We start from the raw sequence: 25,938 nt of genomic DNA on the forward strand, positions 1-25,938 counted from the left end.
GCCGGCAGTGGCGTAAGTTGACCTTGGGAACAAGAAGTAACCAAGGGAAGTGATCATGTACATCGACGTGTGGTCCGACGTCGTCTGCCCGTGGTGCTACATCGGCAAACGACGCCTGGAGACCGCGCTCGGCGAGTTCGAGCACGCCGCCGACGTGGAGCTGCGCTGGCACAGTTTCCAGCTCGACGCCTCGCATCCGAAGGGCCATCGCGAGCCGGTACGGGACATGCTCGCCAAGAAGACCGGCGCACCGCCGGAGCAGGTCGAAGCGATGACAGGGCAGGTCACCGAACTCGCCGCCGCCGAGGGCCTCACCTACGACCTCCGCAACGCCGTCGCGGTCAACACCCTCGACGCCCACCGCCTCAACCATCTCGCCGACCGGCACGGGCTGGGTGGTCCGATGCACGAACGGCTGCTCAAAGCACACCTTTGCGACGCCGAGGTCCTGGACGACCTCGAGACACTGGTCCGGCTGGGCGCGGAGGTCGGCGTCCCCGAGGACGAGGCGCGCGAAGTACTGGAAGGCACGAAGTACGCGGACGAGGTCGACGCGGACTTCGCCGAGGCACGCAGGATCGGTGTCAACGGGGTCCCGTTCTTCGTTCTGAACGGGACCCATGGCGTTTCCGGCGCGCAGTCCCCGGTCACTTTCCTTTCCGCGTTGGAAAAAGCGCACCAATCACGATAGGGCCACGGAACCCGTCCGACATCGGCGAGCGCGAAGGGAGACGATCTTGAACCGGGCGGGTTCGACCACCTCCGCGACGACGGCCCGGGTGCGCATCACGCTGCACTACCGTGACAGCAGGCCCGCCCCAGCGAAACCCATGAGCTGACGGTCGTTCCCCGCGACGGCCGTCCGCATCGACGCCGACACCCTCATCCGGGCGAAATAGCCTTCCCCTCGGGCTCCGATTAGGGTTCTGATCATGACCGCTCTGCCGCGGGGCGGCCGTCCCGCCGAGGCCTTGGCCGCTGTCGAGGCGAGTATCGGCGAGCGCTGGCGGCGTTTCCTTTCCGAATACGGTGTCACCGCCGGGACAGGCGAGGAAACCGATCTCGCCGAGATGGTCGTCGCCGATACCTCCGCGTTCGAATGGCGCGTGGTGGACGCGGCCTTCAGCCACCTGCGCTGCGCCGAATGCGACAGCGAACTCGGCGCGGGCCCCACTGGCTGCGCGAAATGCGATCAGGCCAACGGTTTCCGGTTCGCGGCCATCGAGATCGACCGGCAGGCCACGCCGCCGGGCACCGAGCACGGACTCCGTGTCGCCACCGCGGTCGCGCGGACGCGGCATCGCTACGGGGTCCGGGCCCGGTGCGGCTTCGAACTCGGGCTCCCTGACCTGCTCGAAGGCAAATTGCCGAGCACCGCCCAGGCGCAGGCCTACCGGGCGGCGATCAACAAGCTCAGCGAGGACGAATGCGAGCTCGTCACCTCGTTCGCCGAGATCAGTAGTCGTCTCGACCGGTGAACTGCTGCTCCAGCAGTTCGGCCGAACCGGCGACGAGTTCGAGCGGGTCGGTGAACTCGTTGATGTCGAGGTTCACCAGTGGGAGGGAATGGCGCAGCACCAGGTGTTCGCCCATGACCACCAGGCCGCCGACGACGATCGTGTTGCCGATCTCGGTCAGCACGGTCGCCAGGTCGACCTCGTCGATCCGCGCGAACGGCGTCGCGATCTGCACCCAGTCCTCGCGGCGGTCGAAGATCTCGCGCGCGATGACCACGGTTTGGGCCCGCTCTTCGTAGTCGTCGTCACCATAGGACAACCGGATTCGGATTTCGTCCGGTTCGTCCTTTACCACCCGATATTCGTGCCGTACGAACGCGACCAGATCGGCCCATTCCGCCATGAATTCAGTCCTCCCTCTCAGTCGAAGATCGAGACTAGCGACTTCGGAAGACCCGGCGCCGAACTCAGCCCGACATCACCCGGACAGCGGCGGTCCGTGCGTGTTCCAATGCCGAATACGTAGCCCCGTGGAGTGAAGCGAGCGTTCCGAGCGTTCCGCGTTCGAGACGGGTCGGACTCGGCGAGAGCGCTTCGCGCACCGGCTCCAGAAGCGCCGGGTGACAACCGACCGGGCCACCGAGCAAGACCAGTTCCGGGTCGACCACCGCGGTGATGGACGCGACGGCGCGCACGACGATGCCGCACAGTGCTCCGGTTTCGCCGTTGTCGAGAATCCGCAGCGCCGCTTCGACGTCGTTCGACGGCGCGTCCGCGCGGCCGAAACCGTCGGCCAGTTCCGCGGCGAGCGTCCCGGATCCCGCGCCGGGCAGATAGCCGATCTCGCCGGCCAGACCGTGCGCGCCGCGGACGAGCCGATCGCCGATGTACAGCCCGACGCCGAGACCCGCGCCCACGTAGACGTAGGCGAAGCTCGATACGCCGACGGCCCCGCCTGCCCGTTGTTCGGCGAGCGCGGCCAGGTTGACGTCGTTGTCCACCAGCACCGGGGCTTCCACCAGATCGGCCAGGACGTCGACGGGACTCAGCAGGCCTTCGGGGAACGGTGAGTCCGGGAGGGCGACGACCTCGTGCGTCTTCGGGTCGACCGGGTTGGCCATCGAGACGGCGACAGCGCGCAGGATCCCTTTCCCTGCCGAGGCTTCGGACACGACCGCGCGCAGGGCCGCGACCACCGCGTCGGTGTCCCCCGCGGCTCCGGCCGGATGCTCGTATTCGCCCAGCACCGTGCCCGCGAGGTCGGTCGACCAGGCCCGTACACCGGACTGGCCGACCTCTATCGCGAGTACGCGGCCCGCAGACGGCCCGAGTTCGTAGAAGGTGCCGACCCGTCCTCGCCGTCCGGTCTCCTGCGCTCCGGTCGCCTCCAGGAGGCCGCTCTCGGTCAGCCGCCGGACGGCTTCGGAGACGGTCGGTTTCGACAGCCCGGTGGTCGCGGCCAGTTCGGCCCTGGTCACCCGCCCCCGGCTCACGACCTCGTCGAGCAGACGCCGGTCGGTGGCCTCGCGCAGGACGGATTGCGGCAACGGCACCCTTGCGCTCCCCTCTTTCGCCGGTCTACCTTGGCAGAGCCATTCTAGTTAGGTGACCTTACCAAATCAGCGGAGGTTCAGCGATGACCCTGACCACCGAACTCCCCCAAGACATCCCGGCCGCCATCCGCGAGACCAAGGCCCGGCTCCGCGCCCGCATAGGCGACGTCGCGGCCGCGTTCGCCAAAGCGGAGAGGCTGATGCGGGCCGAAGTCGCGGAGATCGTCGCCCGACGTGAGAGTGGCGAAGAGGTGTGGCCGGTCATCCGGTTCGAGGACGTCGCCGCCGGTACGGTCCCCGGCGATCTCGTGGACGCCGTCCGCCGCCGTGGCTGCGCGATCGTCAAGAACACCTTCCCCCGCGAGCGTGCCGAGGCTTGGGATCGCGAACTCGTGGACTACCTGGGACGCAACGAGTTCGAGAAGGCCTACCGGTACCTGGACGACGGCGTGTTCGGCGGGCTCGCGGCCGGCAAGCCGGCGATCTTCCCGATCTACTGGTCCCGTCCGCAGATGGAGGCGCGCGAGGACGCCGCCATGGTCGCGGTACGCGGCTTCCTCAACGGCTTCTGGAAGCACGAATCCGAAGGCCGCGTCTGGTTCGACCCCACCCGCGACACCGCCTACCCCGACCGCGTCCGCCGCCGCGCGCCCGGCACGAACTCCCCCGGCCTTTCGGCGCACACTGATTCCGGGTCGGTCGAACGCTGGCTGCTTCCCGCCTACCAGAACGTGTTCCGCCACGTCTTCGACGGCGATCTCGACGCCTACGACCCGTGGGACGGCGCCTACCGGACCGAGGTCAACGAGTTCCCGTCCACCGTGATGTGCTCCGCGTTCCGCACCTTTCAGGGCTGGACGGCGCTCTCCGACATGCGGCCCACCGAGGGCGTCCTGCACGTCGTGCCGATCCCGTCCGCGATGGTGTACCTGCTGCTGCGTGCCCTGCAGGACGACGTCGCCGACGACGACCTCTGCGGCGCCGCGAACGGCGAAGCCCTGCCGGTGAACGAACGCTGGCACGCGCCGCTGCTGCCCGCGCTGACGCCGATCCCCGAGGTGGAGCCGGGCGACACCGTCTGGTGGCACGGCGACGTGATCCACTCGGTCGCCGAGGTGGAGGACCAGCAGGGCTGGGGCAACGTCATGTACATCCCGGCCAGCCCCCATTGCGAGAAGAACGCCGCCTACGCCGCGCAGTGCGGGGAAGCGTTCCTCACCGGGGCCAGCCCCGGCGACTTCGCCGCCGAGGACTACGAGACCGGCTGGACCGGCCGCCCGACCCGGGACGACCTCACCGAGACCGGGCGACGCCAGCTGGGCCTGACGTGAAGGCCTCCTTCCCTACTCTCAGGGTAGGGAAGGAGGCCTTCACGGACCATCAGCCGCCGGTCGGCAGGCCCGCCCGCGCCTCCTGCGAGGTCAGCGGGCGCAGCGACAGCGTGTACTCGTAGGTGCTGTCCTGCTGGACCTGGCTGTGTTCCCGCACCGGGTTGGGCGTGTCCCCGACCCCGGTCACCGCGTGGCTCGCGTGCAGCGTGAACCAGCCCTTGTTGCGCTGCAGCTGGAACGGGTACGCCGCGCGGTCGAGGTCGTCGAACGGCGTCGCGCTGACGTCGTTCGCTCCCCCGACCAGCAGGCCGCCGGTCCGGCCGTCGGTCAGCAGCGCCCACCGGCTGTCGGTGTGGTTGCCGTGATCCTGCGGCCGGTGGTACTCGACGTACTGCTGGTCCACCGTGCTCGACTGCACGCCGATCGGTGTCCCGTCCTTGCGGTCGACGTAACTCTCGGCCTTCCGCCCGTACCAGGCGAACCTGTCGTAGGAGTCCGGCACGGCGAGTGAGACGCCGATCCGGGGCAGGTACGGCAATGTCCGCACACTCCCCTGCGGCACCACCTTGTTGCCGAGGCTCAGTGTCCCGGTCTTGTCGACGGTGTAGGTCATCGTCTGGTCGAACCACGCCCCGGCGACGTCCGGCGCCGCGACCCGGCTGTCGACGATCACCCGCGCACCCCGTGCCCCGTCCTTCTCGACCCGGACACCGGTGACCGTGGTCTTCAACCGGTCGAGGCCGGCCTTCCGCCAGTCCTCGCCCTCGGCCCGGCCCCAGGCGAAGGTCTCGTTGCTGATCGGCGCCCGCCAAGCGTCGAGCTTCGGACCCGTGCTCAGCAATTCCTTGCCCTGGTACCGGATCGACGACAACGTACCAGTGTTTTTGTCCACTTTGTACGTGACGCCGGCCGCGGACGCGGTCACCGAAGCCGTGTCCTCACCGACGCTGACGGACTTCCCGTCGAGCGGTGTCCGGTCCAGGCCCGGAATCCGGGTGCCACCCAGGGAGAACTGGTCGTGCGCCAGGATGTGCCCTCGCGGAAGCATCGGCTCGCCCTGAGCGGTCACCGCTTCGACGGTGACGAACCGCTCCCGATCGGCCGGATTCGCCGGTACCGGCAAGGAGACCTTCCCTGCCGATCCGGCGCCGACCCGCAACGGCTGTTCACCACGAGCGACGATCCGCGATCCTTCCTGGACCCGCCATCGCAGGTTCAGGTCGCCGGTCCCGCGGAACCGCCGCTCGTTGGTCACCGACAGCGTGCCGCCGGAGTAGGCGAACCGGATCGGCTGATGTGCCCACGCCATCTGCGCGGTCTCCGGCTGCGCCGAACGATCCGAACCGATCAGACCGTCCACACCGGACAGACTGGAACCGTAGGACAGGTGACTCCCGCGATCGGTGACGCTGTCGAAGTCCAGCGCCAGCAGTGCGCCGCCGACCGGAGTGCCGCCGGACAGGTCCGAAGCGGACAGCGGCCGGTCGTAGATGCGGACGTCGTCGACGGCGCCGCGGCCCATCCAGCCGATGTCCGACGGGTCGTTCCACGACGTTTCGAAGTCACGGCCGATGTTGACCTCCGCCGACGACGAGTCGATCGCGCCGGTGAACGGTTTGGCGCCGATCTCCTTGCCGTCGAGGTAGAGCCGCAGCGCGGTGCCGTCGTAGGTGCCGCTCACCCGGTGCCAGTTCCCGTAGAAGTCGGCGGGCACCTTCGCCTGCACGGCCTGCCACGTTCCACTGTGGATGAAGAACTCCAGGGTGTCCTCGGTCTTCATCTTCAGCGCGTACTGGTGGTCGCCCTTGCCGAGGATGCGGAAATCGCCGGTCCATTTACCGGGTTTGACCCACGCGTCGAGCGTGAGCGCCTTGCCGGTGATGTCGAGCTTCCGGTCGCGGTAGACCTCGACGAAATCGTCCAGGCCGGACAGTCCCAGCGCCTTCCCGCGATGCCCTTCGACCAGGTCCGGCTTCCCGGTCACGTGCGCCGAGATGTCGTTGCCCGAGGTGTCCGGCGTGGTCCGGATCGGCTGCCGGATGTTCTGCTCCGCCCAGTCCCAGATGAACCCGCCCTGGGTCTGGGGATTCGCCCGGATGGTGTCCCAGAACTCCCGGAAGTTGCCGAGACTGTTGCCCATCGCGTGGGCGTACTCGCCGAAGATCAGCGGTTTGGTGGTGTTCTTCGCCTGTTCGGCGAACTTCTCCGGGGACGGATACCGCGGTCCCCAGACGTCCGCGAAGGGAGCATCGCCGTCAGGGTTGTTCGACTGGTGGTAGATCGGCCGGGTCGGTTCGTTCGCGTCCAGCCATTCCGCCAGCGCGAAATGGTGCGCACCGAGACCGGCCTCGTTGCCGGTGTCCCACAGGAAGACACTCGGATGGTTCTTGTCCCGTTCGACCATGCCGATCATCCGGTCGAAGAAGGCGTCCCGCCAGGCCGGGTCGTTCGCCTGGCAGTAGCTCGCGCAGTTCTCGTGGTTGTGGGTCTCGATGTCGATCTCGTCGTCGATCCAGAGCCCGTGCCGGTCGGCCAGTTCGTAGAAGTACGGGTCCGACGGATAATGCGAAGTCCGGACCGCGTTGACGTTGAGTTGCTTCATCAGCGCGACGTCGCGCTCCTGGGCCCGGCGAGGCACGTGCCTGCCGTGATCGGGATCGGTCTCGGCGCGGTTGACGCCCTTGAACAACACCCGCTTCCCGTTGACCAGCAACTGTTTGTCGCGGATCTCGATCTCGCGGAACCCGACCGTCTCGCTGGTGATGTGCGTGACCCGGCCGTCGGGCGCGGTCAGCGTCACCACCGCCGTGTACAGGTTCGGTGTCTCGTCGGTCCATTTCGCGGGATCGCGCACCGGGAGGTTCAGCGCGGTCTTCCCGCCCGGATCGACGTCGCCGCTCGTCGTTCCGACCTCCTTGCCCGCGGCGTCACGCAGGCTGAGCCCGACGCGGTGCTTGCCCGTCGTTCCGCCGGGTTTGGCGGCGACCTCGACCGCGGCCTTCAGCGTGGCGTCGGTGTAGGTGGCGTCGAGATCGGTGGTGAGGCCGATGTCCTGGACGAACGTGCCCGGCGCCGAGTGCAGGGTCACCGAGCGGAAGATGCCCGAGTACCGCCACTGGTCGACGTCCTCCAGGTACGCGCCCGCGCTCCAGCGGTGCACCTGCACGGCGATCCGGTTCGGACCGGGTCGCAGCGCCGGCGAGATGTCGAACTCCGCGGGCGTGTACCCGCCCTGGTCGTAACCGACGTACTGCCCGTTGACCCAGACGAAGTACGCCGACGTGACACCCTCGAAGCGCAGGAATGTCTCGCGTTCAGTCCAGTCGGCGGGCAGTGAGAAGTCCCGGACGTAGGCGCCGGTCGGGTTGACGTCACGAGGTACTCGCGGCGGATCGTCGGGCTGGATCTCGGTGGCGATGTTACGGAAGATCGGGTGGTCCAGACCGTCGGTCTGCCAGGTGTGCGGGACGGAGACCTCGCGCCACTTCGACGCGTCATAGCCGTCTTCGTGGAAACCCGCCGGGACCTGGGACGGGTTGTCCGCCATCGCGATCCGCCACTTGCCGTCGAGCGACATCGTGTAGGGACTTCGTTCGTCCCGGCGGGCAGCGGCGGACACGTCCGCGTACGGACGCAGATTCGCGTGCGGTGGCTCCTGTCCTTCGGCCACCTTTCGAGGATCGTCGAGATAGGACTGGACGTCGGCGGGCGGACCGCCTGCCGCGGCCGGGGACCCGGCGGCGACGAGCGTCCCGGCGAGCATCGCCAGGACCAGGATCATGGGGCGTGTTCGCAGCACTGCGTTCAACCTCCCAGAGAGTTCAGCTGAGCCGGAAGCTGACCCGTTGACGATCTCGTACCCCGGCACCGGGACGGAAGGGCAAGATCCTTCCATTGTCGTGGGCCAAATAGGTGGCAGGGTCACCCAGGAGGCGCAAGGACACCGCCTGCCTGTCGGACAAGCCCGGCACCTGGGTGAAGCTCGCCGCCCGGCCGTACGCGTCGCTCTCGTCGTACGGATCGATCCGTACCGTCGCGCCGTCCACCACCCGGACGTATCGGTCCGGGAAGTTCACCGACTGCAGCGCGACGGTGCCTGCCCCGCGGAAACCCGCCACGACACGGAACTGCGAGTCGGCGAGTTCCCGAATGTTTCCGTCCGCCGTCAGCCGGTATTCGTAGTGCCGCACGTACAACGCCGGAGCGTCCAAAGGGGACAGCCGGACGCACGGCCCGCCCTTGCCCACCGGCACGCCGAAACCCGGGGTGCCGTCGTCGTTCCAGTACAGCTTCTGGACCCTGGTGTGCCGGTTCGGGTCGTACAGCGGATCGCCGGTGATGTCGCGGTAGTCGCGGGCGTGGTAGACGAGAACGTCCGTCCGGCCGTCCTCCGCCACGGTGAACGAGTTGTGCCCCGGACCGTACTGCCGCGTCGCTTCGTTCGTGGTGAACACCGGCTGCGGTGACTTCGTCCATGAGCGCGGGTCGAGCAGGTCCGAACGCTCGTCCGCGGTCAGCAGTCCCATGCAGTACCGGGAATCGGTGGCGCTCGCCGAGTAGGTCATGAACACCCGGCCGTTGCGGACGAGCACCGCGGGCCCCTCGTTGACCTTGAAACCCTGGATCTCCCAGGGCAGCGTCGGCACGGCGAGCCGCACGGGATCACCCTTGAGCGCGAGCGGCGAGGCCATCTCGGCCAGGTAGAGATTGCTGTTGGTCTCGATCCCCGGCTCGCTCTGGGCCCACGCGAAGTATCGCTTGCCACGGTGCTCGAACGTCGTCGAGTCGAGCGTGAAGGTGTCCCATTCGGTCACCATCTGCCCACGCGGCACCCAGGTGTCCGCGCGCGGGTCGTCCGACGCCGACTCGAGCACGTACGTCCGGATGCGGAACACGTTGTCCGAATCGCCCGCCGCGAAGTAGACGTACCAGCGGCCGTCGATGCGATGCAGTTCGGGCGCCCAGATGTGGCCGCCCATCCTGCCGGACGCCGCCAGATCGTCTTCTCCCTGGCCGTGGCCAGGCCGTCGATCGTCGAAGCGCCGCGCACGACGATGCGGTCGTACTCGGGCACCGACCCGGTCAGGTAGTACATCCCGTCGACCGGCCGGGTGATGAACGGGTCGGCCCGCTGCTCGACCAGCGGATTCCTCGTGGTCAACGGTGTGGACGGAGCTTCGGCGGCCTGAGCCGAAGCCTGGGGCAAGGTGCCCAGGGCACCTACGGCCAGCAAGCCGCCGCCGGCTCTGAACAGGTCGCGTCGGTCGATCGACATGGTCATCCCTTCACTCGGGCCGGGAAGCGCAGGAAGGTCACGGAGTTCGGTGGGAACGTGTAGCCGAAGGCGTTCGCCACGCCGGAGAACCGCGACTCTCGTGGCGCGATCGGTGTCACGAAAGCGGTATTGACGTCGTCGGGCGAGCCCTGCAGCGTCGTCACGCGGGCCGTGGAGCCAGGCTGGACGTGGGTCCCGAGGTCGACCCGGGTGCGGGCGGCCGAGTTCTGCGCGTTGACCACCTTGACCAGGAGTTCGCCGGTCTTGACGTCGCGCGTGACGACCTGGCGGAACGGCTCGGCGACCTTGTCGTCGGTAAAGGCACCCCACTTCCGCCCGTCGAGGTACAGCGTCACCTGGCGGCCCCGGACCTCGACCCGCAGGTCGTACTGCTTGCCGGTCTCGATGCGGGTGTCGTTCTGCACCAGGGTCTGCTTGCCGCCTCCCTCGGTCTTCTCGACCGCGGAGACGGTGTTGTTCCAGCCGCCGAGGTTCCACCAGTAGTTGTTGCCGGTGTCCTTGACGCCGAACGCGACCAGGAACCCTTCCTTGCCCGCCGTCTTGGTCGCCTTCACCGAGAAGTCGTAGTTGCTCCACGACGGATCGCCTGCGGTCACCAAGGTGTTCTCGGCGGCCTGGTCGGACTGGACGTAGGCGCCGTTCGACACCGTCCACGAACCGCGGCCGGCCACCTTCGTCCAGCGAGAATCGTCACCGGAGAAGTCGTCCGAGAACAGCTGCGTCCCGTCGGCTCCGGTGACCTTGACGTCGTCGTAGGCGGCGCTCGTGGCCCAGGTGGACAGTCCGATCGCGCCCGAGATCGGCGCCACCGTCGCCGGCGTCGAGGACGCCTTGCTCGGCACCACGTGGTCACCGACGTTGGTCATGAACAGCTTCTGTGTCTCGTAACTGGCCGAACCCCACGAGCGCTGGTTGTCGAACCAGATCATGTCCGGCCGCCATTGCACGGAGTCGGTGTTCGCCAGCAGCGGCGCGTACGACGCCAGCTTGACGACGTCGGCGTTCCGCTCCAGACCGGTCATGTAGGAGGCTTCGGCGAGCGCGTTGCCGAACTTGTTGTCCAGCGAGGCGTACTCACCGAGGAAAACCTTGGGGCCGTTGCGGTCGTAGCTGTCGTAACGCTGGTTGTTCTGCAGGAACCACTGCGGGCTGTTGTAGTAGTGCTCGTCGACCATCGCGACCTTCGCGTCGCGGTTCAGCTGCCACAGCCGGTCGAACGTCGTCCCGGTGTCGTCGGGCCCGGAGTTGCTGATCACCGTGATCCCCGGGTACTTCGCCGCGATCGCCTCGCGGAACTCGGTGAAGCGGGCGAAGAACTCGTTCGGCAGGTTCTCCTCGTTGCCGACACCGAGATGCGTCAGGTTGAACGGCGCCGGATGCCCCATCTCGGCCCGCTTCCTGCCCCACGTCGAGGTGACCGGGCCGTTGGCGAACTCGATGAGGTCGAGCGTGTCCTGGATGTGCCGCCGCAGCAACGCGGGATCGTCGGTCGCCCGGTTCTGCCCGCAGCCGGTGACCAGTGCGGGCACCACCGGCAGCGGCATCGCGCCGATGTCTTCGGAGAACTGGAAGTATTCGTAGTAGCCGATGCCGTAGGACTGGTTGTAGCCCCAGAAGTTCGCGTTGGTGGCCCGCTGCTCGACCGGGCCGATCGTGTCCTTCCACTGGTACGAACGCTTCCGTTCCCAGTTCGGCGCCTCGTAACCCTGGTGGCTGCCGGTGTTGACGAGGCAGCCGCCGGGGAACCGGACGAAACCGGGCTTGAGCGCGGCGATCCTGTCCGCGAGGTCGGCCCGCATCCCGTTGGGCCTGCCCTGGTAGGTGTCGCGCGGGAACAACGACACCATGTCCAGCCGCAGGGTCCCGCCGCCGGAGGCGGTGAGCGCGAGCCTGCCCAGCGCGCTCGACTCCCGCGCCCGGACGGTGCCGCTGTACTTCACCCAGCCGTCGCCCCGGACCTGCACGCGCAGCGGATCGGCCAGCGCCTTCCCGGCCGGATCGGTGACGGCCACGGTGAGCGGCGTCGCCGTCCGATCGGTCCGGGCGAACACCGAGAAGTCGTACTGCTTCCCCTTTTCGACCCGGATCCCGGAGTTGTAGCCGGAATTGGCGACACCGTATTCACCGCTGGAAAGGCCGAGCCGCAGGTAACGCCGGTTCCGTTCGTTGAGCCGCTGATCGTCGTCGGCGACCGCGACCGTGCCCGTTCCCCCACCGAGCGACGTGGGTGCCCACGACGTCAGCGAGGTGTACGACGCGTTGTCGGCCTTGTCGTACTCGAACGACCGGTTCTGCACGAGTTCGGCGTAAAGCCCGCCGTCCGCGGCACGGTTGATGTCCTCGAAGAAGACGCCGTACATCGAACGGTCGATCGTGGCACCACGCCCCGCCGCGTCCACGGCGAGGGTGTAGTCGGTCACCGGTGTCTGGCCCGAAGCTGGGACGGGCACGAGGACACCGGCGGCGATGGTCAGGGACAGCACACTGATCCGGACGAACCTGCTGCGCACAGCACTTCCTTTCGCGACGTTGCGAGGAGAGCCGGGGTGAGGTGTGGGTCGGGCTGGTCGTGAGTGGCGATTCGGGTTAGAACCCGAATCGCCACTCACGACCCCGTGACGCGGGACCGCCGTTTGGTCCAGACGTCGTAGGCGACGGCGGCGAGCAGCACGAATCCCTTGACCAGGTTCACGCTCTCGGTCGGGGCGCCGATGAGGGACATGCCGTTGTTGATCACGCCCATGATCAGGCCGCCGGTGATCGCGCCGACCACCTTGCCGACCCCGCCCTGGACCGCGGCGCCACCGATGAACGCCGCGGCGATCGCGTCGAGTTCGAACATGTTGCCCGCGGTCGGCCCGGCCTGGTTGAGCCGTCCGGCCACGATGATCCCGGCGAGCGCGGAGAGCACGCCCATGTTGACGAAGATCCAGAACGTCACCGCCTTGACCTTCACGCCGGACAGCGTCGCCGCTTGGAGGTTCCCGCCGATCGCGTAGATATGACGGCCGAACACCGCCCGCGTCGTCACCAGCGAATACCCGATCACCAGCACCGAAAGCAGGATCAGCACCCACGGCAGGTTCTTGTACCGCGCCAGCTGGACCACCACGAACAGCACGACGACGGCCGCCGCGGCGATCTTCAGCAGGAACATCGGCAGCGGGTCGACCTCTTGGAGGTAGTTGAGCCGGGCCGTGCGCTTACGCCACTGGGTGAAGACGGCGCCGCCGATGGCCAGCACCCCGACGAGCAGGCTGACCAGGTCGGCGCCGCCGAGCGGGCCGAGGCCGATGTTGCCGAGGTAGCCGCCGGTGAAGCCGTTCGCCAGCGTCCGGACCGGATCCGGGAACGGGCCGATCCCCTGGTTCCCCAGCACGGTCAGGGTGAGCGCGCGGAACACCAGCATCCCCGCCAGCGTCACGATGAACGCGGGGATGCCGAAGTAGGCGACCCAATACCCCTGCCAGGCGCCGATCACGGCGCCGGCGGCCAGCGTGACGAGCAGCGCCAGCGGCCACGCCATGCCGACGTTCACCATCAGCACGGCCGAGATCGCGCCGGTCAGCGCCACCACGGACCCGGCCGACAGGTCGATGTGCCCGGCGATGATGATCAGGATCATGCCGATCGCGAGGATCAGCACGTACGAGTTCTGCACGATCAGGTTCGAGATGTTCTGCGGTTCCAGCAGCGCGCCGCCGGTGAGGATCGAGAACAGTACGACGATCAGCGCGAACGCGACGTAGATGCCGCTCTGGCGCGGGTTGAACGAGATCCGGCGCGGCGCCCTGGCCGGCGGGGATCCCTTCTCGTCCGGGACACCGGTGATCGTGTCTGCGGAGGCGGTGCTCATGACTTACTCCTGTTCCCTGGTCATCGCGCGCATGAGGACCTCCTGCGTCGCCTCGGCCCGGCCGACCTCACCGGTGATCCGGCCCGCCGACAACGCGTAGATCCGGTCGCACAGCCCGATCAGCTCCGGCAGCTCGGACGAGATGACCAGGACGGCCTTCCCCTCGTCGGCGAGGCGATTGATGATGGTGTAGATCTCGTACTTCGCGCCGACGTCGATGCCGCGCGTCGGCTCGTCGAGGATCAGCACGTCCGGATCGGTCAGGATCCACTTGGACAGCACGACCTTCTGCTGGTTGCCGCCGGACAGCGTGCCGGTCACGCTCTTCACGTCCGGGGCCTTGATGTTCATGCTCCTGCGGAATTCCTCGGCGACGCGGTGTTCCTCGTTCTCGTCCACCCAGCCGCGGCGGGCGAGCTTGCCGAGTGCGGCGCCGGAGACGTTGCGCTGGATGTCCTCGATGAGGTTGAGGCCGTACCGCTTGCGGTCTTCGGTGGCGTAGGCGAGCCCGTGCCCGACGGCCTCGCCGACCGTGCGGGCCTCGATCTCCTTGCCGTCCTTGAGGAGGCGCCCGGAGATGTCCTTGCCGTAGGAGCGGCCGAACACGCTCATCGCGAGTTCGGTCCGCCCGGCGCCCATCAGGCCCGCCAGGCCGACGATCTCACCGCGTCGCAGGGTCAGGCTCGCCCCGTCGACGACGACCCGGCCGTGCTGGGTGGGGCTGTGGACGGTCCAGTCCTCGATCCGGAGAACCTCGTCGCCGATCCGCGGTTCCCTGGGCGGGAAGCGGTTCTCGAGCTTCCGCCCGACCATCCCGGCGATGATCCGGTCTTCGGTGACCTCGGCCGCGTCCAGCGTTTCGATCGTCCTGCCGTCGCGCAGGATGGTGATCGAGTCGGCGATCGCGGCGATCTCGTTGAGCTTGTGCGAGATCAGGACGCAGGTGACGCCGTCGTCCCGCAGGCCGCGCAGCAGATCGAGCAGATGCGCGGAATCGTCGTCGTTGAGCGCGGCGGTCGGCTCGTCGAGGATCAGCAGTCTGACCTCTTTGGACAGTGCTTTGGCGATCTCGACCAGTTGTTGTTTGCCGACACCGATGTCGAGCACCGGCGTCACCGGGTTCTCCCGCAGGCCGACGCGCCGCATGAGCTCGCCGGCCTGCTGGTTGGTCCGGTTCCAGTCGATCAGGCCGCCGCGGGCCTTCTCGTTGCCCAGGAAGATGTTCTCCGCGATGGACAGCTGCTGGCAGAGGGCGAGTTCCTGATGGATGATCACGATGCCGCGGCGTTCGCTGTCGCGGATCGCGGAGAACGCGCACGGCTCGCCGTCGAAGACGATCTCGCCGTCGTACGAGCCGTGCGCGTAGACGCCCGAGAGCACCTTCATCAGCGTGGACTTGCCCGCACCGTTCTCGCCGCAGATCGCGTGGATCTCGCCCCGCCGCACCGACAGGTTCACGTCCTGCAGCGCCTTGACCCCGGGGAAGGATTTGGTGATCCCCCGCATCCGAAGGATTTCGTCGGTCACGTCGACTACCTCAGCTGTTCCGCTTTGTAGTAGCCCGAGTCGATGAGTTCCTTCTGGTAGTTCCCCTTGTTCAGGATCACCGACTCCAGCAGGAACGCCGGGACGACCTTCTGCCCGTTGTCGTAGTCCGTGGTGTTGTTGGTCTCGGCCTTGCCGCCCTTGAGTACCGCGTCGGCCATCTTCACCGTGGTCTCGGCGAGCTTGCGGGTGTCCTTGAAGATCGTCGAGTACTGCTCGTCGGCGATGATGGACTTCACCGACGCGACCTCGGCGTCCTGGCCGGTGACGACCGGGTACGGCTGACCCGGCGTGCCGTAGCCGTTGCTCTTGAGTGCCGAAAGGATGCCGATGGAAAGGCCGTCGTACGGCGAGAGCACGCCCTGCACCTTGGCGCCGGAGCTGTAGGTCTTGGTCAGCAGGTCTTCCATGCGCCGCTGGGCGGTCGCCGCCTGCCAGCGCAGGATCGCCGCGACGTTGAACGCGGTCTGGCCGCTCTTGACGACCAGCGTCCCGTTGTCCAGGTACGGCTTCAGCACCGACATGGCGCCGTTGAAGAAGAACGTCGCGTTGTTGTCGTCCGGGGAACCGGCGAACAGTTCGACGTTGAACGGCCCCTTGGCCTCGCCCGGCGAGCCGTCCTCCTTGACCACCTTGAGCCCGGTGAGCAGCGAAGTCGCCTGCTGCACACCGACCTTGAAGTTGTCGAAGGTCGCGTAGTAGTCGACGTTCGGGGTGTTGCGGATCAGCCGGTCGTAGGCGATGACCGGGATCTTCTTGTCCGCGGCCTCCTGCAGCTGCGTGGTGATGGCCGTGCCGTCGATCGAGGCGATCACCAGCAGCTTCGCGCCCTTGGTGATCTGGTTCTCGATCTGGTTGACCTGGGTGGGGATGTCGTCCTCGGCGTACTGCAGGTCGACCTGGTAACCCAGCTTCTCCAGCGCCGCCTTGATGTTGTCGCCGTCGTGGATCCAGCGCTCCGACGATTTGGTCGGCATCGTGACGCCGACGAGGCCGCCCGCGGCACCACCGCCCGCCGCCGGCTGCTGCTCTCCCATCTTGGTACTCGAACCGCAGGCGGTCAGCGCCGCGCCGACGCCGATCGCCATGGCCAAGGTGGCCAGTTTGGTGAACTTCATTGTTCCTTCTCCTCCGGTGGGGACCGCTCAGAAACCTTGTGCGAGCCGGTAGTACGCCTGGTTCCAGCGCATCCGGTCCGCGATCGACGCGGGCGTCGTCTCGCCGTCGATCACCAGCAGTTCGACGTCGAGCATGGTGGCGAAATCGCGGATGGTCTCCGCGCCGACGGCCTGGGTGAGCACGGTGTGGTGCGGCCCGCCCGCGGTGATCCACGCTTCGGCGGACGTGGCCAGCGACGGCGCCGGCTTCCACACCGCGCGCGCCACGGGCAGGTTCGGCAGCGGCTCGTCCGGTGCGACGACCTCGACCTCGTTGGCCACCAGGCGGAACCGGTCGCCGAGGTCGGCCATGCCGATCACCACGGCGTCACCGGGGGCCGCGTCGAACACCAGCCGGACCGGATCCTCACGGCCGCCGATGCCGAGCGGGTGGATCTCGCACGACGGCCGGGCGGCGGCGATGCTCGGGCAGACTTCGAGCATGTGCGCGCCGAGGATCTTCGGTTCGCCGGGGCCGAAGTGGTAGGTGTAATCCTCCATGAAGGACGTTCCGCGCTCGGAGTCGCGGCCCATCGCCTTCACCGCGGTCAGCAGTGCGGACGTCTTCCAGTCCCCTTCGCCGCCGAAGCCGTAGCCGTCGGCCATGAGCCGCTGCACGGCGAGCCCGGGAAGCTGACGAAGCCCGCCGAGGTCCTCGAAGTTCGTGGTGAAGGCGCCGAACCCGCCGCGCGTCAGGAAGGTACGCAGGCCCTGCTCGATCCGCGCCGCGTATCGCAGCGATTTGTGCCGCTCGCCGCCCTTGGCCAGCCCCGGCGCGAGTGCGTACGAGTCGGCGTACTCCTCGACCAGCACGTCGATCTCCGCGTCCGGCACCGCGTCGACCAGCGAGACGAGCTCGTTGACGCCGTAGGTGTTCACCGAGACGCCGAACTTCAGTTCCGCCTCGACCTTGTCCCCGTCGGTGACCGCGACGTCGCGCATGTTGTCGCCGAACCGGGCGAGCTTCAGCGAGCCGATCGTCTGACGCCCGACGGCCGCGCGCACCCACGCGTCGACCCGCTCCGCCACCGCCGGATCGGCCGCGTGCCCGGCGATGGTCTTGCGCGGGACACCGAGCCGGGTCTGGATGTACCCGAACTCGCGGTCGCCGTGCGCGGCCTGGTTCAGGTTCATGAAGTCCATGTCGATGGACTGCCACGGCAGGGCCTCGTTGAGCTGGGTGTGCAGGTGCAGCAACGGTTTCCGCAGTACGTCCAGCCCGGTGATCCACATCTTGGCCGGCGAGAACGTGTGCATCCACGCGATCACGCCGACACAGGCGTCGTCCGCGTTCGCGTCGAGCATGACCCGCCGGATCGCCGACGGCTCGGTGAGCACGGTTTTCGCCACGATCCCGGCCGAGATCCGGCCGGTGTCGGCCAGCATCCGCTGGATCTGCAACGACTGACCCGCGACCTGTTCGAGGGTCTCTTCGCCGTAGAGCGCCTGGCTTCCGGTGAGGAACCAGACCTCGGTCTTCCGCTGCGTGCTCACTTCTCTCCCTGCTGGCCGTAGACGTCCTGGTAGCGCGCGTAGAGCCGGTCGACGTCCTGTTCGGACAGTGGCTCCGGTTTGCCCAGCGCGGAGGCGATGTGGACGGTCCTGGCGACGTCCTCGACCATGACCGCGGCCTTGACGGCGTCCCGGGCGGTGCGGCCGACGGTGAACGGGCCGTGGTTGCGCATCAACACGGCGGGTGAACGGCTCGATCGGAGCGTCTCGACGATGCCCCGCCCGATCGAGTCGTCGCCGATCAGCGCGAACGGGCCGACCGGGATCTCGCCGCCGAACTCGTCGGCGATCATCGTGAGCACGCACGGGATCGACTCGCCGCGGGCCGCCCACGCGGTGGCGTACGTCGAATGCGTGTGGACGACGCCGCCGACCTCCGGCATGTGCCGGTAGACGTAGGCGTGCGCTGCGGTGTCCGACGACGGCGCGAGGTCACCGTAAACGACCTCGCCGTACAGGTCGGTGACGACCATCGTGTCGGCGGTCAGCGCGTCGTAGGACACCCCGGACGGCTTGATCACCATCAGGTCGTGGCCCGGGACCCTGGCGGAGACGTTGCCCGCGGTCCAGATGACCAGTTCGTACCGGGTCAGTTCACTGTGGAGCCGGGCGACCGTGTCCCGCAGTTCTTCGAACGTGTCCGTGATCTCGGCGGCCAGGCTCATCGGTGCTGTCCTTTCCGGACGGACGCGGCCGCGCGACGGCGGGCGGCGAGACGGTGCATGACGTCGTTGGCGCCGCGGCCGAAGTAGTCGTGCAGCGCGGCGTACTCGGTGTAGAGGTCGTCGTAGGCCTTGACGTTCTCCGCGATCGGCCGGTAGACCGCGCGGCGGACAGAGCCCATCGCGACGGCCGCGGCCGGGACGTCCGGATGCGCTCCGGCGGCGACCGCGGCATGGATCGCCGATCCCAGCGCGGGACTCTGCGCCGAACCGGCCACCGAAAGCGGCAGGTTCGTGACGTCGGCGTAGATCTGCATCAGGAGCGCGTTCTTGACCAGGCCGCCCGCCACGATGAGTTCGGTGACGGGGACACCCGCGCGTTCGAAGGTCTCGACGATCGTCCTGGTGCCGAACGCGGTCGCCTCCAGCAGCGCCCGGTAGGTGTCCTCGGCACGCGTCGCGAGCGTCTGCCCGACGACGACCCCGGAAAGCTCGTGGTCGACGAGTACCGACCGGTTCCCGCTGTGCCAGTCCAGTGCGATCAGGCCGTGTTCGCCGATCTCCTGCGCCGCGGCGAGCCGGGTGAGCAGTTCGTGGACGGTGACGCCCGCCTCGCGCGCGTCGTCCACATAGGACGAAGGGACGCCGTGTTCGACGAACCAGGCGAAGATGTCGCCGACACCGCTCTGCCCGGCTTCGTAACCCCACTGCCCTGCCACGATTCCGCCGTCGACGACGCCGCACATCCCCGGCACCTCGCGCAGTTCGGCGCCGTTCATCACGTGGCAGGTGGAGGTGCCCATGATCGCGACCATCTGCCCGGGCTCGACAGCCTGGACGGCGGGCGCGGTGACATGCGCGTCGACGTTGCCGACCGCGACCGCGATCCCCTCTCGCAGCCCGGTCCATCCGGCGGCCTCGGCGCTCAAGGTGCCCGCCTTGTCGCCGAGCGCGCCCAGCGGGTGCGCGAGCTTCTCGTCCACAAAGGATCCGAAACCGGGGGCCAGCGCCTCCAGGAACCCGACGCCCGGGTACCGGCCGTCCTGGAGGATCCCCTTGTACCCGGCCGTGCAGGCGTTGCGGACGTAGGTGCCGGTGAGCCGCCAGACGATCCAGTCGGCGAGTTCCACCCAGTGCCGCATCCGCGCGTACACCTCGGGTGCCTCTTCGAAGATCTCCAGCGCCTTGGCGAACTCCCACTCCGAGGAGATGAGCCCGCCGTAACGCGGCAGCCAGGATTCGCCGCGCTCCTTCGCGAGCGCGTTGATCCGGTCGGCCTGCGGCTGCGCGGAATGGTGCCGCCACAGCTTCACGTAGGCATGCGGCTCACCGGCGAACTCGGGCAGTTCGCACAGCGGGGTGCCCTGGCCCGTCGTCGGCACCATCGTGCAGGCGGTGAAGTCGGTCCCGATGCCGACGACGTCGGCGGGATCCACCCCGGCCGCCCGGATCGCCTCCGGCACGGCGACGCGGAGGACGTCGACGTAATCCGACGGGACCTGCAACGCCCAGTCCGGCGGCAGGCCGCGGCCGGTCTCCGGCAGGATCCGGTCGATCACGCCGTGGTGGTACTCCGACACCGCGCTGCCCAGTTCCGCGCCGTCGCGGACCCGGACCACGACGGCCCGGCCGGACAGCGTCCCGAAGTCGACGCCGACGACCAGCGGTTCCCCTGTACTCACTTCTTCTCCCGCGATGTTAGCGTTCACATTTCTGGCCGGAAGCCACCGTTGGTGTTGCGAAAGCCACTTTCGCAACGTTGAAGGTTGCGAAAGTGGCTTTCGCAACACCTCCCCTGAGGCCGGGCTCCGGGGGTCCGCATGAGACACACACCTTTCCTCACCCTCCTTAAGTGGCGCGCCTGCCGGCGAGCCGTTGCAGGACGATGAAGGCGAACAGCAGCGCCCCGGTGATGATCGAGGTCCACCAGGAGTTGAGCGTGCCGTCGAAGGTGATCAGGGTCTGGATGATGCCCAGCACCATGATCCCGAGCACGGTGCCGAGAACGTAGCCGGAGCCGCCGGTCAGCAGCGTGCCGCCGATGACGACGGCCGCGATCGCGGTCAGTTCCAGCCCGACGCCGTTGAGCGGGTCGCCGGAAGACTTGTACAGCACCAGGAGCAGCCCGCCGAGCGCGGAGCAGAACCCGCTGAGCGTGTAGACCGCGATCCTGGTGCGGCCCACGTTCAGACCCATCAGCAGCGCGGACTTCGGGTTTCCGCCGATCGCGTAGACCGTCCGCCCGAATCGCGTTCCATAAAGGACATACGCGGCGACGGCGACCACCACGAACGCGACGACCACACCGATCGAGACGTGCAGTTCACCGCCGAGCGGGATCTGCGTCTGCGCGAGGGTCGCGACGGTCGAATCGTCGATCGAGTACGCCTGGGTGCTGATCGTGTAGCAGAGCCCCCTGGCGAAGAACATCCCGATCAGGGTCGCGATGAACGGCTGGATCTCGAAGACCTGGATCAGCACGCCCATCCCGAACCCGAGCGCGGCCCCGATCGCGAGCACCGCCGGGATCACCGCGAACACCGGCCAGCCCTGGTTCTGCAGCAGATCGGCCGAGACCACCGTGGACAGTGCGACCACGGAACCGACCGAGAGGTCGATCCCGCCGGTGAGGATCACGAACGTCATCCCGACGGCGACCACCAGCAGGAAGGCGTTGTTGATGAACAGGTCGAGGACGACCTGGCCGGAACCGAAGGCCGTGTAGCTCGACGCGCCGAAGAGGTACGCACCGATGAGCATGGCCATCGTCGCCAGGATCGGCAGATGCCGTTGGCGAGGCCGGTAGCCCTTGACGCGGGCGAGCACGGTGGTCATACCCTTGCCTCCACCTTCTCCGGCCGGACGACGGGTGACGGCGGGGCGGACTTCCGCCGTCTCGCGAGCTTCTTGCGGAAGGCGGGCGACTGCAGCAGGCAGACCGCCAGCACGACCAGCGCCTTGAACAGCATGATCGCCTGCGGCGCGATGCCCAGCGCGTAGACCGTCGTCGTCAGCGTCTGGATGAGCAGCGCGCCGATCACCGAACCGGTGAGCGAGAACCGGCCGCCGGTCAGCTGGGTGCCGCCGATGACGACCGCGAGGATCGCGTCGAGTTCGATGAACTGCCCGGCGTTGTTGCCGTCGGCGCTGTGCACGTTCGCGCTGATCATCAGCCCGGCGATCCCGGCGCAGAGCGCGCAGAACACGTAGGTGAGCCAGATCAGCCGGGCCGAGCGGAGGCCGGCGAGCCTGCCCGCCTCCGGGTTGCCACCCACGGATTCGACCAGCAGGCCCAGCGCGGACCGGCGGACCAGCACCGCGGCGATGGCGAACACCGCCAGCGCGATGAGGATCGCGCTCGGCAGCCCGAAGGTGAACCCGCTGCCGATCCATTCGTAGGGATGCGAGTTGATCGTGATTATCTGGCCGCCGGTGATCAGCTGGGCGATCCCGCGTCCGGCCACCATCAGGATCAGCGTCGCGATGATCGGCTGGATACCGAGCACCGCCACGAGCCAGCCGTTCCACGCGCCGAGCGCGACGGCCAGGCCGAGGGCCATCCCGACAGCGGCGAGTGTCCCGCCGAGGCCGTTCTGGTCACCGAGCCCGCTGATGTGCAGGCAGGCCAGCGCGCCGCTGATCGCGACCACGGCGCCGACGGAGAGGTCGATCCCCCGCGTCGCCACCACCAGGGTCATGCCGATCGCGATGAGGATCAGCGGCGCCCCGTTCTTCAGGATGTCGATCAGGTTCCCGTAGAGGTGCCCGTCGCGCAGTTCGACGGCGAAGAACGACGGCTGTGCGATGAGGTCGCCGAGCAGCAAGGCCAGCAACGCCAGGACGGGCCAGAACAACCGGTGCTTGGACAAGCGGGTCATCGGCCGACCCCTTCCGCCATCGTCGTCATGACCTGGTCCGCGGTCAGGGAGTCGTTGTCCAGCACCGCGACCACCGCGCGGTCGCGCAGCACGACGACGCGGTGACTCAGCCGGAGCACTTCCTCGAGTTCGGCGGAGATGAACACCACCGCCATCCCCTCATTCGACAGCCGCGTCACCAGCCGCTGGATCTCCGTCTTGGCGCCGATGTCGATGCCCCTGGTGGGCTCGTCGAGGATCAGCAGCCGCGGTTCGGTGATGAGCCAGCGCGCGAGCAGCACCTTCTGCTGGTTGCCGCCGCTCAGGTCACCGACCTTCGCCTCGGGATTCGCGGGCCGGATGTCGAGCGTCCTGATGTAGCGAGCGGCGATCTCGTCCTGGCGCCGCCGCGGGATCGGCCTCGCCCAGCCCCGCGACGCCTGCAGCGCGAGCACGATGTTCTCCCGCACGGTGAGTTCCTCGACGAGGCCTTCGGTCTTGCGGTTCTCCGAGCAGAACGCGATGCGCTGGTCGAGTCCGGTCCGCGGTGTCTTCAGCGACACCTGCTCTCCGTTGATCCGCACCGAACCGCTGTCCGAGTGATCGGCACCGAAGAGCAACCGCGCCAGTTCGGTCCGGCCGGATCCGAGTAGCCCGGCCAGCCCGACGACCTCGCCTTCGCGGATGTCGAGCGAGAACGGAGCGACACCGCCCTTGCGGCCGACCTCGTCCGCTTCGAGGAACACCGGCGCGCCGTCGACCTCGGACCGGCTGTGACCCGCCTCCTCGATGTCTTCGAGCGCGGCGAGTTCCTTGCCGATCATCCTGGTCACCAGATCGACCGGCGTGATCTCCTCGGTGCGGTACTCGCCGATGAGCTTCCCGTTGCGCAGTACCGTCATCCGGTCCGCGACGGCGAAGACCTGCTCGATGAAGTGGGAGACGAACAGGATCGCCATCCCCTCCCCTCGCAGTGCCCGCACCACTTTCAGCAGCTGCTCGACCTCTCCGGTGTCCAAACTGGACGTCGGTTCGTCGAGGACCAGGACACGCGCGTCGACGTCGAGCGCCCTCGCGATCGCGACCAGTTGCTGTACCGCGATCGAACAGCCGCCCAGTTCGGCCGAGACGTCGACTTCGACGTCCAGCCTGGCCAGCAGCGCGGCCGCCCGGCGGCGCATCTCGCGCCAGTCGATGCGGCCGCGCCGTCGCGGCTCCTTGCCGAGGCAGATGTTCTCCGCCACCGACAGATTCGGGCAGAGGTTCACTTCCTGGTACACGGTGCTGACGCCGGAACGCTGCGCCTCGCCCGGGCCGCTGAACGCGACCGGGTTCCCGGCGAGTTCGATCGTTCCGGCGTCCACCCCGTACACACCGGTGAGCACCTTGATCAAGGTGGACTTCCCGGCGCCGTTCTCGCCCATCAGCGCGTGCACCTCGCCGGGGAACATCCGGAAGGAGACGTCGTCGAGGGCGACCACACCCGGGAATTCCTTCCGGATATGGCTCATCCGCAGCAGCGCGGTGGGCTCTGTCATCGTCCGGCCTTCGTCAGTACTGACGCTGGGGCAGCGCGGCCTTCGCGGCCGCCTGGTCGAATTCGGTCTCGGCGGTCTCGATACGCGGCGGCACCTGCTCACCGGCGGCGACCTTCTTCACCAGGTCCATCAGCTGCGGGCCGAGCAGCGGATTGCATTCGACGACGTGGTTGATCCTGCCGTCGGCCAGTGCCTGCAGCGCGTCGCGGACGCCGTCGACGGAGACGATCTTGATGTCCTTACCGGGGACCTTCCCGGCCGCCTCGATCGCTTCGATGGCACCGAGCGCCATGTCGTCGTTGTGCGCGTAGAGCACGTCGATCTTGGGCTGGGACTTCAGGAAGGCCTCCATGACCTCCTTGCCCTTGGCGCGGGTGAACTCACCGGTCTGCGACGCGACGACCTTGTACTTCGGCTGCGAAGCGATGACCTCGGCGAAGCCCTTCTTGCGGTCGTTCGCCGGCGCAGATCCCGTGGTGCCCTGCAGTTCGACGATGTTCACGTCGCCCGCGGCGGAGCCGAACTCCTTGGTCAGCCACTGGCCGGCCTTCTTGCCCTCGGCGACGAAGTCCGAACCGAGGAACGTCTTGTAGAGCGTCTTGTCCTGCGAGTCGACGGCGCGGTCGGTGAGGATGACCGGGATGTTCGCCGTCTTCGCCTCCTTGAGCACGGTGTCCCAGCCGGATTCGACGACCGGCGAGAAGGCGATGACCTTGACCTTCTGCTGGATGTAGGACCGGATCGCGGTGATCTGGTTCTCCTGCTTCTGCTGCGCGTCGGAGAACTTCAGCTCGATCCCGGCCGCCTTCGCGGACTCCTGGACGGACTTCGTGTTCGCCGTCCGCCAGCCGCTTTCCGCGCCGACCTGGGCGAAACCGAGGGTGATGGCGCCGCCGCCGACTCCCGTTCCGCCGCCACCGCCGCAGGCGGTGAGCACGAGCAGGCCCGCCATCCCGGCCACGATCGACGTCAAAGATTTTCTCGCCACATCGACTCCTAGATCCGCACTGATCATTTGAGTTAGCGTTAACACTCTGCTGGTGGAACAGCGCCGGGACAGGCTCCGGCACTACGAGATGCCGGTGCTCTCCCGCACGATCAACTCGGGGACCACCAGGTCACGCGCACGTTCCTCGCCGCCGTTCATCCGGCGGCGGAGCAGGTCGAACGTGCGCCTGCCGACTTCGACGAAGTCCTGGCGCACCGTCGTCAGCGGAGGCGTGTAGTAGGCCGCCTCGGGGACGTCGTCGAAACCGACGATCCGCACCTCCCCCGGCACGTTCACCCCGGCCTCGGTGCAGGCGCGGAGAAAACCGAGGGCCATCTGGTCGTTGGCCACGAATACCGCGTTCAGCCCCTTTTCGCCGACGAGGGATCGCCCCGCCGCGTACCCGGAACGCGCGCTCCAGTCACCCCGCACGACGGGCGGGATCCGCGCGCCGTGCCGTTGCAGGGTTTCCCGCCAGCCGCGCTCGCGGTCGAGCGCCTCCAGCCAGTCCTCGGGTCCCGCCACATGCCAGACGGTCTCGTGCCCGAGGCCGAGCAGATGTTCGGTGGCCCGGCGGGCGCCGTCGTACTGGTCGACCGAGATGACCGGCACCGGCGCCTCTTCCCCACCGCCGACCGCCACCAGCGGGACGTCACTGGGCGCGGCTTCGAGAGCGCGACCGGCGGTGACATGCGGGGCGATGACGACGATGCCTTCGACGGCCTGTCGCCGCAGCCGCTCCACCGCGTCGGCGATGGACGACCGGCCCGGACGGCTGATACTCGTTATGGTCGTCGCGTAGCCGGCCTCGCGGGCGGCGTGCTCGATCCCGCTCAGCGTGCTGGCCGGCCCGTAGAGGTTGGCCTCCAGCGCGACCACACCCAGCGTGCCCGAACGGCCGGTGACCAGGGCTCGGGCGACCGAATTCGGCCGGTAGTCGAGCTTTTCGATGGCGGCGTTGACCCGGACGCGGGTCTCGGCGCGCACCGGGCCGGTGCCGTTGATGACTCGGGAGACCGTCATATGCGAGACACCCGCGAGCGCGGCGACGTCGGTGAGGCTCGCCTGCTTGCCCACGGAGGACACGACCGTTTTGCCGCTTTCGGTGGTGTCGCGCGCCATCGCCTGTCTCCATCCCGTGTGACGAGTGCCGCAAGTGTTAGCGATAACACGAGTGGGGTCAAGC

20 protein-coding genes are annotated in these 25,938 nt (G+C 68.0%); 4 read left to right on the forward strand and 16 right to left on the reverse strand.

The window, feature by feature from the left end; all coding sequences use genetic code 11:
• Positions 1 to 55 precede the first annotated feature (55 nt).
• Complete coding sequence (locus H5J31_RS11365) at positions 56 to 691, forward strand: DsbA family oxidoreductase (protein ID WP_181772470.1); 636 nt, start codon at positions 56 to 58, stop codon at positions 689 to 691.
• A 241-nt stretch (positions 692 to 932) separates the two neighbouring features.
• Positions 933 to 1,478, forward strand: coding sequence for a hypothetical protein (locus H5J31_RS11370; protein WP_181772471.1), 546 nt, complete (start codon positions 933 to 935; stop codon positions 1,476 to 1,478).
• Here H5J31_RS11370 and H5J31_RS11375 read toward each other — a convergent pair.
• Positions 1,456 to 1,860, reverse strand: a complete 405-nt coding sequence (locus H5J31_RS11375; protein WP_181772472.1) for a hypothetical protein — start codon at positions 1,858 to 1,860, stop codon at positions 1,456 to 1,458. The genes H5J31_RS11370 and H5J31_RS11375 overlap by 23 nt on opposite strands.
• Positions 1,861 to 1,924: 64 nt before the next feature.
• Positions 1,925 to 3,010 carry an ROK family transcriptional regulator gene (locus tag H5J31_RS11380; protein ID WP_181772473.1) on the reverse strand — a complete coding sequence of 362 codons (1,086 nt, stop codon included), beginning with the start codon at positions 3,008 to 3,010 and terminating at the stop codon, positions 1,925 to 1,927.
• Positions 3,011 to 3,093: 83 nt separating this feature from the next.
• On the opposite strand from H5J31_RS11380, the gene H5J31_RS11385 reads away from it, so the two are divergent.
• Positions 3,094 to 4,341: a DUF1479 domain-containing protein gene (locus H5J31_RS11385; RefSeq protein ID WP_181772474.1), complete on the forward strand. Its 1,248-nt coding sequence runs from the start codon at positions 3,094 to 3,096 to the stop codon at positions 4,339 to 4,341.
• A 49-nt stretch (positions 4,342 to 4,390) separates the two neighbouring features.
• Here the strand turns inward: H5J31_RS11385 and H5J31_RS11390 are convergent, their stop codons facing one another.
• Entirely contained in the window at positions 4,391 to 8,140 is a 3,750-nt protein-coding gene (locus H5J31_RS11390) for a glycoside hydrolase family 2 TIM barrel-domain containing protein (RefSeq protein WP_181772475.1), read from the reverse strand.
• A gap of 22 nt (positions 8,141 to 8,162) precedes the next feature.
• The gene (locus tag H5J31_RS11395) at positions 8,163 to 9,320 is read right to left on the reverse strand and encodes a family 43 glycosylhydrolase (protein ID WP_236004937.1); all 1,158 of its coding nucleotides are present in this window, start codon (positions 9,318 to 9,320) and stop codon (positions 8,163 to 8,165) included.
• On the opposite strand from H5J31_RS11395, the gene H5J31_RS40205 reads away from it, so the two are divergent.
• Positions 9,309 to 9,431 carry a hypothetical protein gene (locus tag H5J31_RS40205; protein ID WP_268879751.1) on the forward strand — a complete coding sequence of 41 codons (123 nt, stop codon included), beginning with the start codon at positions 9,309 to 9,311 and terminating at the stop codon, positions 9,429 to 9,431. The genes H5J31_RS11395 and H5J31_RS40205 overlap by 12 nt on opposite strands.
• Before the next feature lie 187 nt (positions 9,432 to 9,618).
• Here the strand turns inward: H5J31_RS40205 and H5J31_RS11400 are convergent, their stop codons facing one another.
• The 12 genes from H5J31_RS11400 to H5J31_RS11455 form a co-directional block, all read right to left on the reverse strand.
• The gene (locus H5J31_RS11400; protein WP_181772476.1) at positions 9,619 to 12,147 is read right to left on the reverse strand and encodes an alpha-L-arabinofuranosidase C-terminal domain-containing protein; all 2,529 of its coding nucleotides are present in this window, start codon (positions 12,145 to 12,147) and stop codon (positions 9,619 to 9,621) included.
• 95 nt (positions 12,148 to 12,242) lie between these two features.
• Positions 12,243 to 13,493, reverse strand: coding sequence for a multiple monosaccharide ABC transporter permease (gene mmsB / locus H5J31_RS11405; protein ID WP_181772477.1), 1,251 nt, complete (start codon positions 13,491 to 13,493; stop codon positions 12,243 to 12,245).
• A 3-nt stretch (positions 13,494 to 13,496) separates the two neighbouring features.
• Positions 13,497 to 15,020: a multiple monosaccharide ABC transporter ATP-binding protein gene (gene mmsA / locus H5J31_RS11410; RefSeq protein ID WP_181772478.1), complete on the reverse strand. Its 1,524-nt coding sequence runs from the start codon at positions 15,018 to 15,020 to the stop codon at positions 13,497 to 13,499.
• Positions 15,021 to 15,025: 5 nt separating this feature from the next.
• Positions 15,026 to 16,156 carry a multiple monosaccharide ABC transporter substrate-binding protein gene (gene chvE, locus H5J31_RS11415; RefSeq protein WP_181772479.1) on the reverse strand — a complete coding sequence of 377 codons (1,131 nt, stop codon included), beginning with the start codon at positions 16,154 to 16,156 and terminating at the stop codon, positions 15,026 to 15,028.
• Between the two features lie 27 nt (positions 16,157 to 16,183).
• Positions 16,184 to 17,689, reverse strand: coding sequence for an L-arabinose isomerase (gene araA, locus H5J31_RS11420; protein WP_181772480.1), 1,506 nt, complete (start codon positions 17,687 to 17,689; stop codon positions 16,184 to 16,186).
• Positions 17,686 to 18,372 (reverse strand): L-ribulose-5-phosphate 4-epimerase, encoded by a 687-nt coding sequence (locus tag H5J31_RS11425; RefSeq protein ID WP_181772481.1) that lies wholly within the window; start codon positions 18,370 to 18,372, stop codon positions 17,686 to 17,688. The genes araA and H5J31_RS11425 overlap by 4 nt, the downstream gene beginning before the upstream one ends.
• On the reverse strand, positions 18,369 to 20,051 hold the full coding sequence (gene araB / locus H5J31_RS11430; protein ID WP_181772482.1) for a ribulokinase: 1,683 nt from the start codon (positions 20,049 to 20,051) through the stop codon (positions 18,369 to 18,371). Before araB ends, H5J31_RS11425 begins: the two co-directional genes overlap by 4 nt.
• A gap of 166 nt (positions 20,052 to 20,217) precedes the next feature.
• Positions 20,218 to 21,204, reverse strand: coding sequence for a galactofuranose ABC transporter, permease protein YjfF (yjfF, locus tag H5J31_RS11435; protein WP_181772483.1), 987 nt, complete (start codon positions 21,202 to 21,204; stop codon positions 20,218 to 20,220).
• Entirely contained in the window at positions 21,201 to 22,247 is a 1,047-nt protein-coding gene (locus H5J31_RS11440) for an ABC transporter permease (RefSeq protein WP_181772484.1), read from the reverse strand. Before H5J31_RS11440 ends, yjfF begins: the two co-directional genes overlap by 4 nt.
• Positions 22,244 to 23,764: a sugar ABC transporter ATP-binding protein gene (locus tag H5J31_RS11445; RefSeq protein WP_181772485.1), complete on the reverse strand. Its 1,521-nt coding sequence runs from the start codon at positions 23,762 to 23,764 to the stop codon at positions 22,244 to 22,246. The genes H5J31_RS11440 and H5J31_RS11445 overlap by 4 nt, the downstream gene beginning before the upstream one ends.
• A gap of 13 nt (positions 23,765 to 23,777) precedes the next feature.
• Positions 23,778 to 24,716, reverse strand: coding sequence for an ABC transporter substrate-binding protein (locus H5J31_RS11450; RefSeq protein WP_181772513.1), 939 nt, complete (start codon positions 24,714 to 24,716; stop codon positions 23,778 to 23,780).
• 117 nt (positions 24,717 to 24,833) lie between these two features.
• Positions 24,834 to 25,874, reverse strand: coding sequence for a LacI family DNA-binding transcriptional regulator (locus tag H5J31_RS11455; RefSeq protein ID WP_181772486.1), 1,041 nt, complete (start codon positions 25,872 to 25,874; stop codon positions 24,834 to 24,836).
• Positions 25,875 to 25,938 lie beyond the last annotated feature (64 nt).

Origin of the sequence: Amycolatopsis pittospori (assembly GCF_013870525.1) — a bacterium.
GTDB classification, from domain to species: Bacteria; Actinomycetota; Actinomycetes; order Mycobacteriales; family Pseudonocardiaceae; genus Amycolatopsis; species Amycolatopsis pittospori.

Coding starts and splice junctions, on each gene's coding strand:
- H5J31_RS11450 (WP_181772513.1), bottom strand. CDS start 24,716: ATGGCGGGCCTGCTCGTGCTCACCGCCTGCGGCGGTGGCGGCGGAACG.
- H5J31_RS11395 (WP_236004937.1), bottom strand. CDS start 9,320: ATGGGCGGCCACATCTGGGCGCCCGAACTGCATCGCATCGACGGCCGC.
- chvE (WP_181772479.1), bottom strand. CDS start 16,156: ATGAAGTTCACCAAACTGGCCACCTTGGCCATGGCGATCGGCGTCGGC.
- H5J31_RS11375 (WP_181772472.1), bottom strand. CDS start 1,860: ATGGCGGAATGGGCCGATCTGGTCGCGTTCGTACGGCACGAATATCGG.
- H5J31_RS11445 (WP_181772485.1), bottom strand. CDS start 23,764: ATGACAGAGCCCACCGCGCTGCTGCGGATGAGCCATATCCGGAAGGAA.
- yjfF (WP_181772483.1), bottom strand. CDS start 21,204: ATGACCACCGTGCTCGCCCGCGTCAAGGGCTACCGGCCTCGCCAACGG.
- H5J31_RS11370 (WP_181772471.1), top strand. CDS start 933: ATGACCGCTCTGCCGCGGGGCGGCCGTCCCGCCGAGGCCTTGGCCGCT.
- mmsB (WP_181772477.1), bottom strand. CDS start 13,493: ATGAGCACCGCCTCCGCAGACACGATCACCGGTGTCCCGGACGAGAAG.
- H5J31_RS11385 (WP_181772474.1), top strand. CDS start 3,094: ATGACCCTGACCACCGAACTCCCCCAAGACATCCCGGCCGCCATCCGC.
- H5J31_RS11455 (WP_181772486.1), bottom strand. CDS start 25,874: ATGGCGCGCGACACCACCGAAAGCGGCAAAACGGTCGTGTCCTCCGTG.
- H5J31_RS11365 (WP_181772470.1), top strand. CDS start 56: ATGTACATCGACGTGTGGTCCGACGTCGTCTGCCCGTGGTGCTACATC.
- H5J31_RS11440 (WP_181772484.1), bottom strand. CDS start 22,247: ATGACCCGCTTGTCCAAGCACCGGTTGTTCTGGCCCGTCCTGGCGTTG.
- H5J31_RS11425 (WP_181772481.1), bottom strand. CDS start 18,372: ATGAGCCTGGCCGCCGAGATCACGGACACGTTCGAAGAACTGCGGGAC.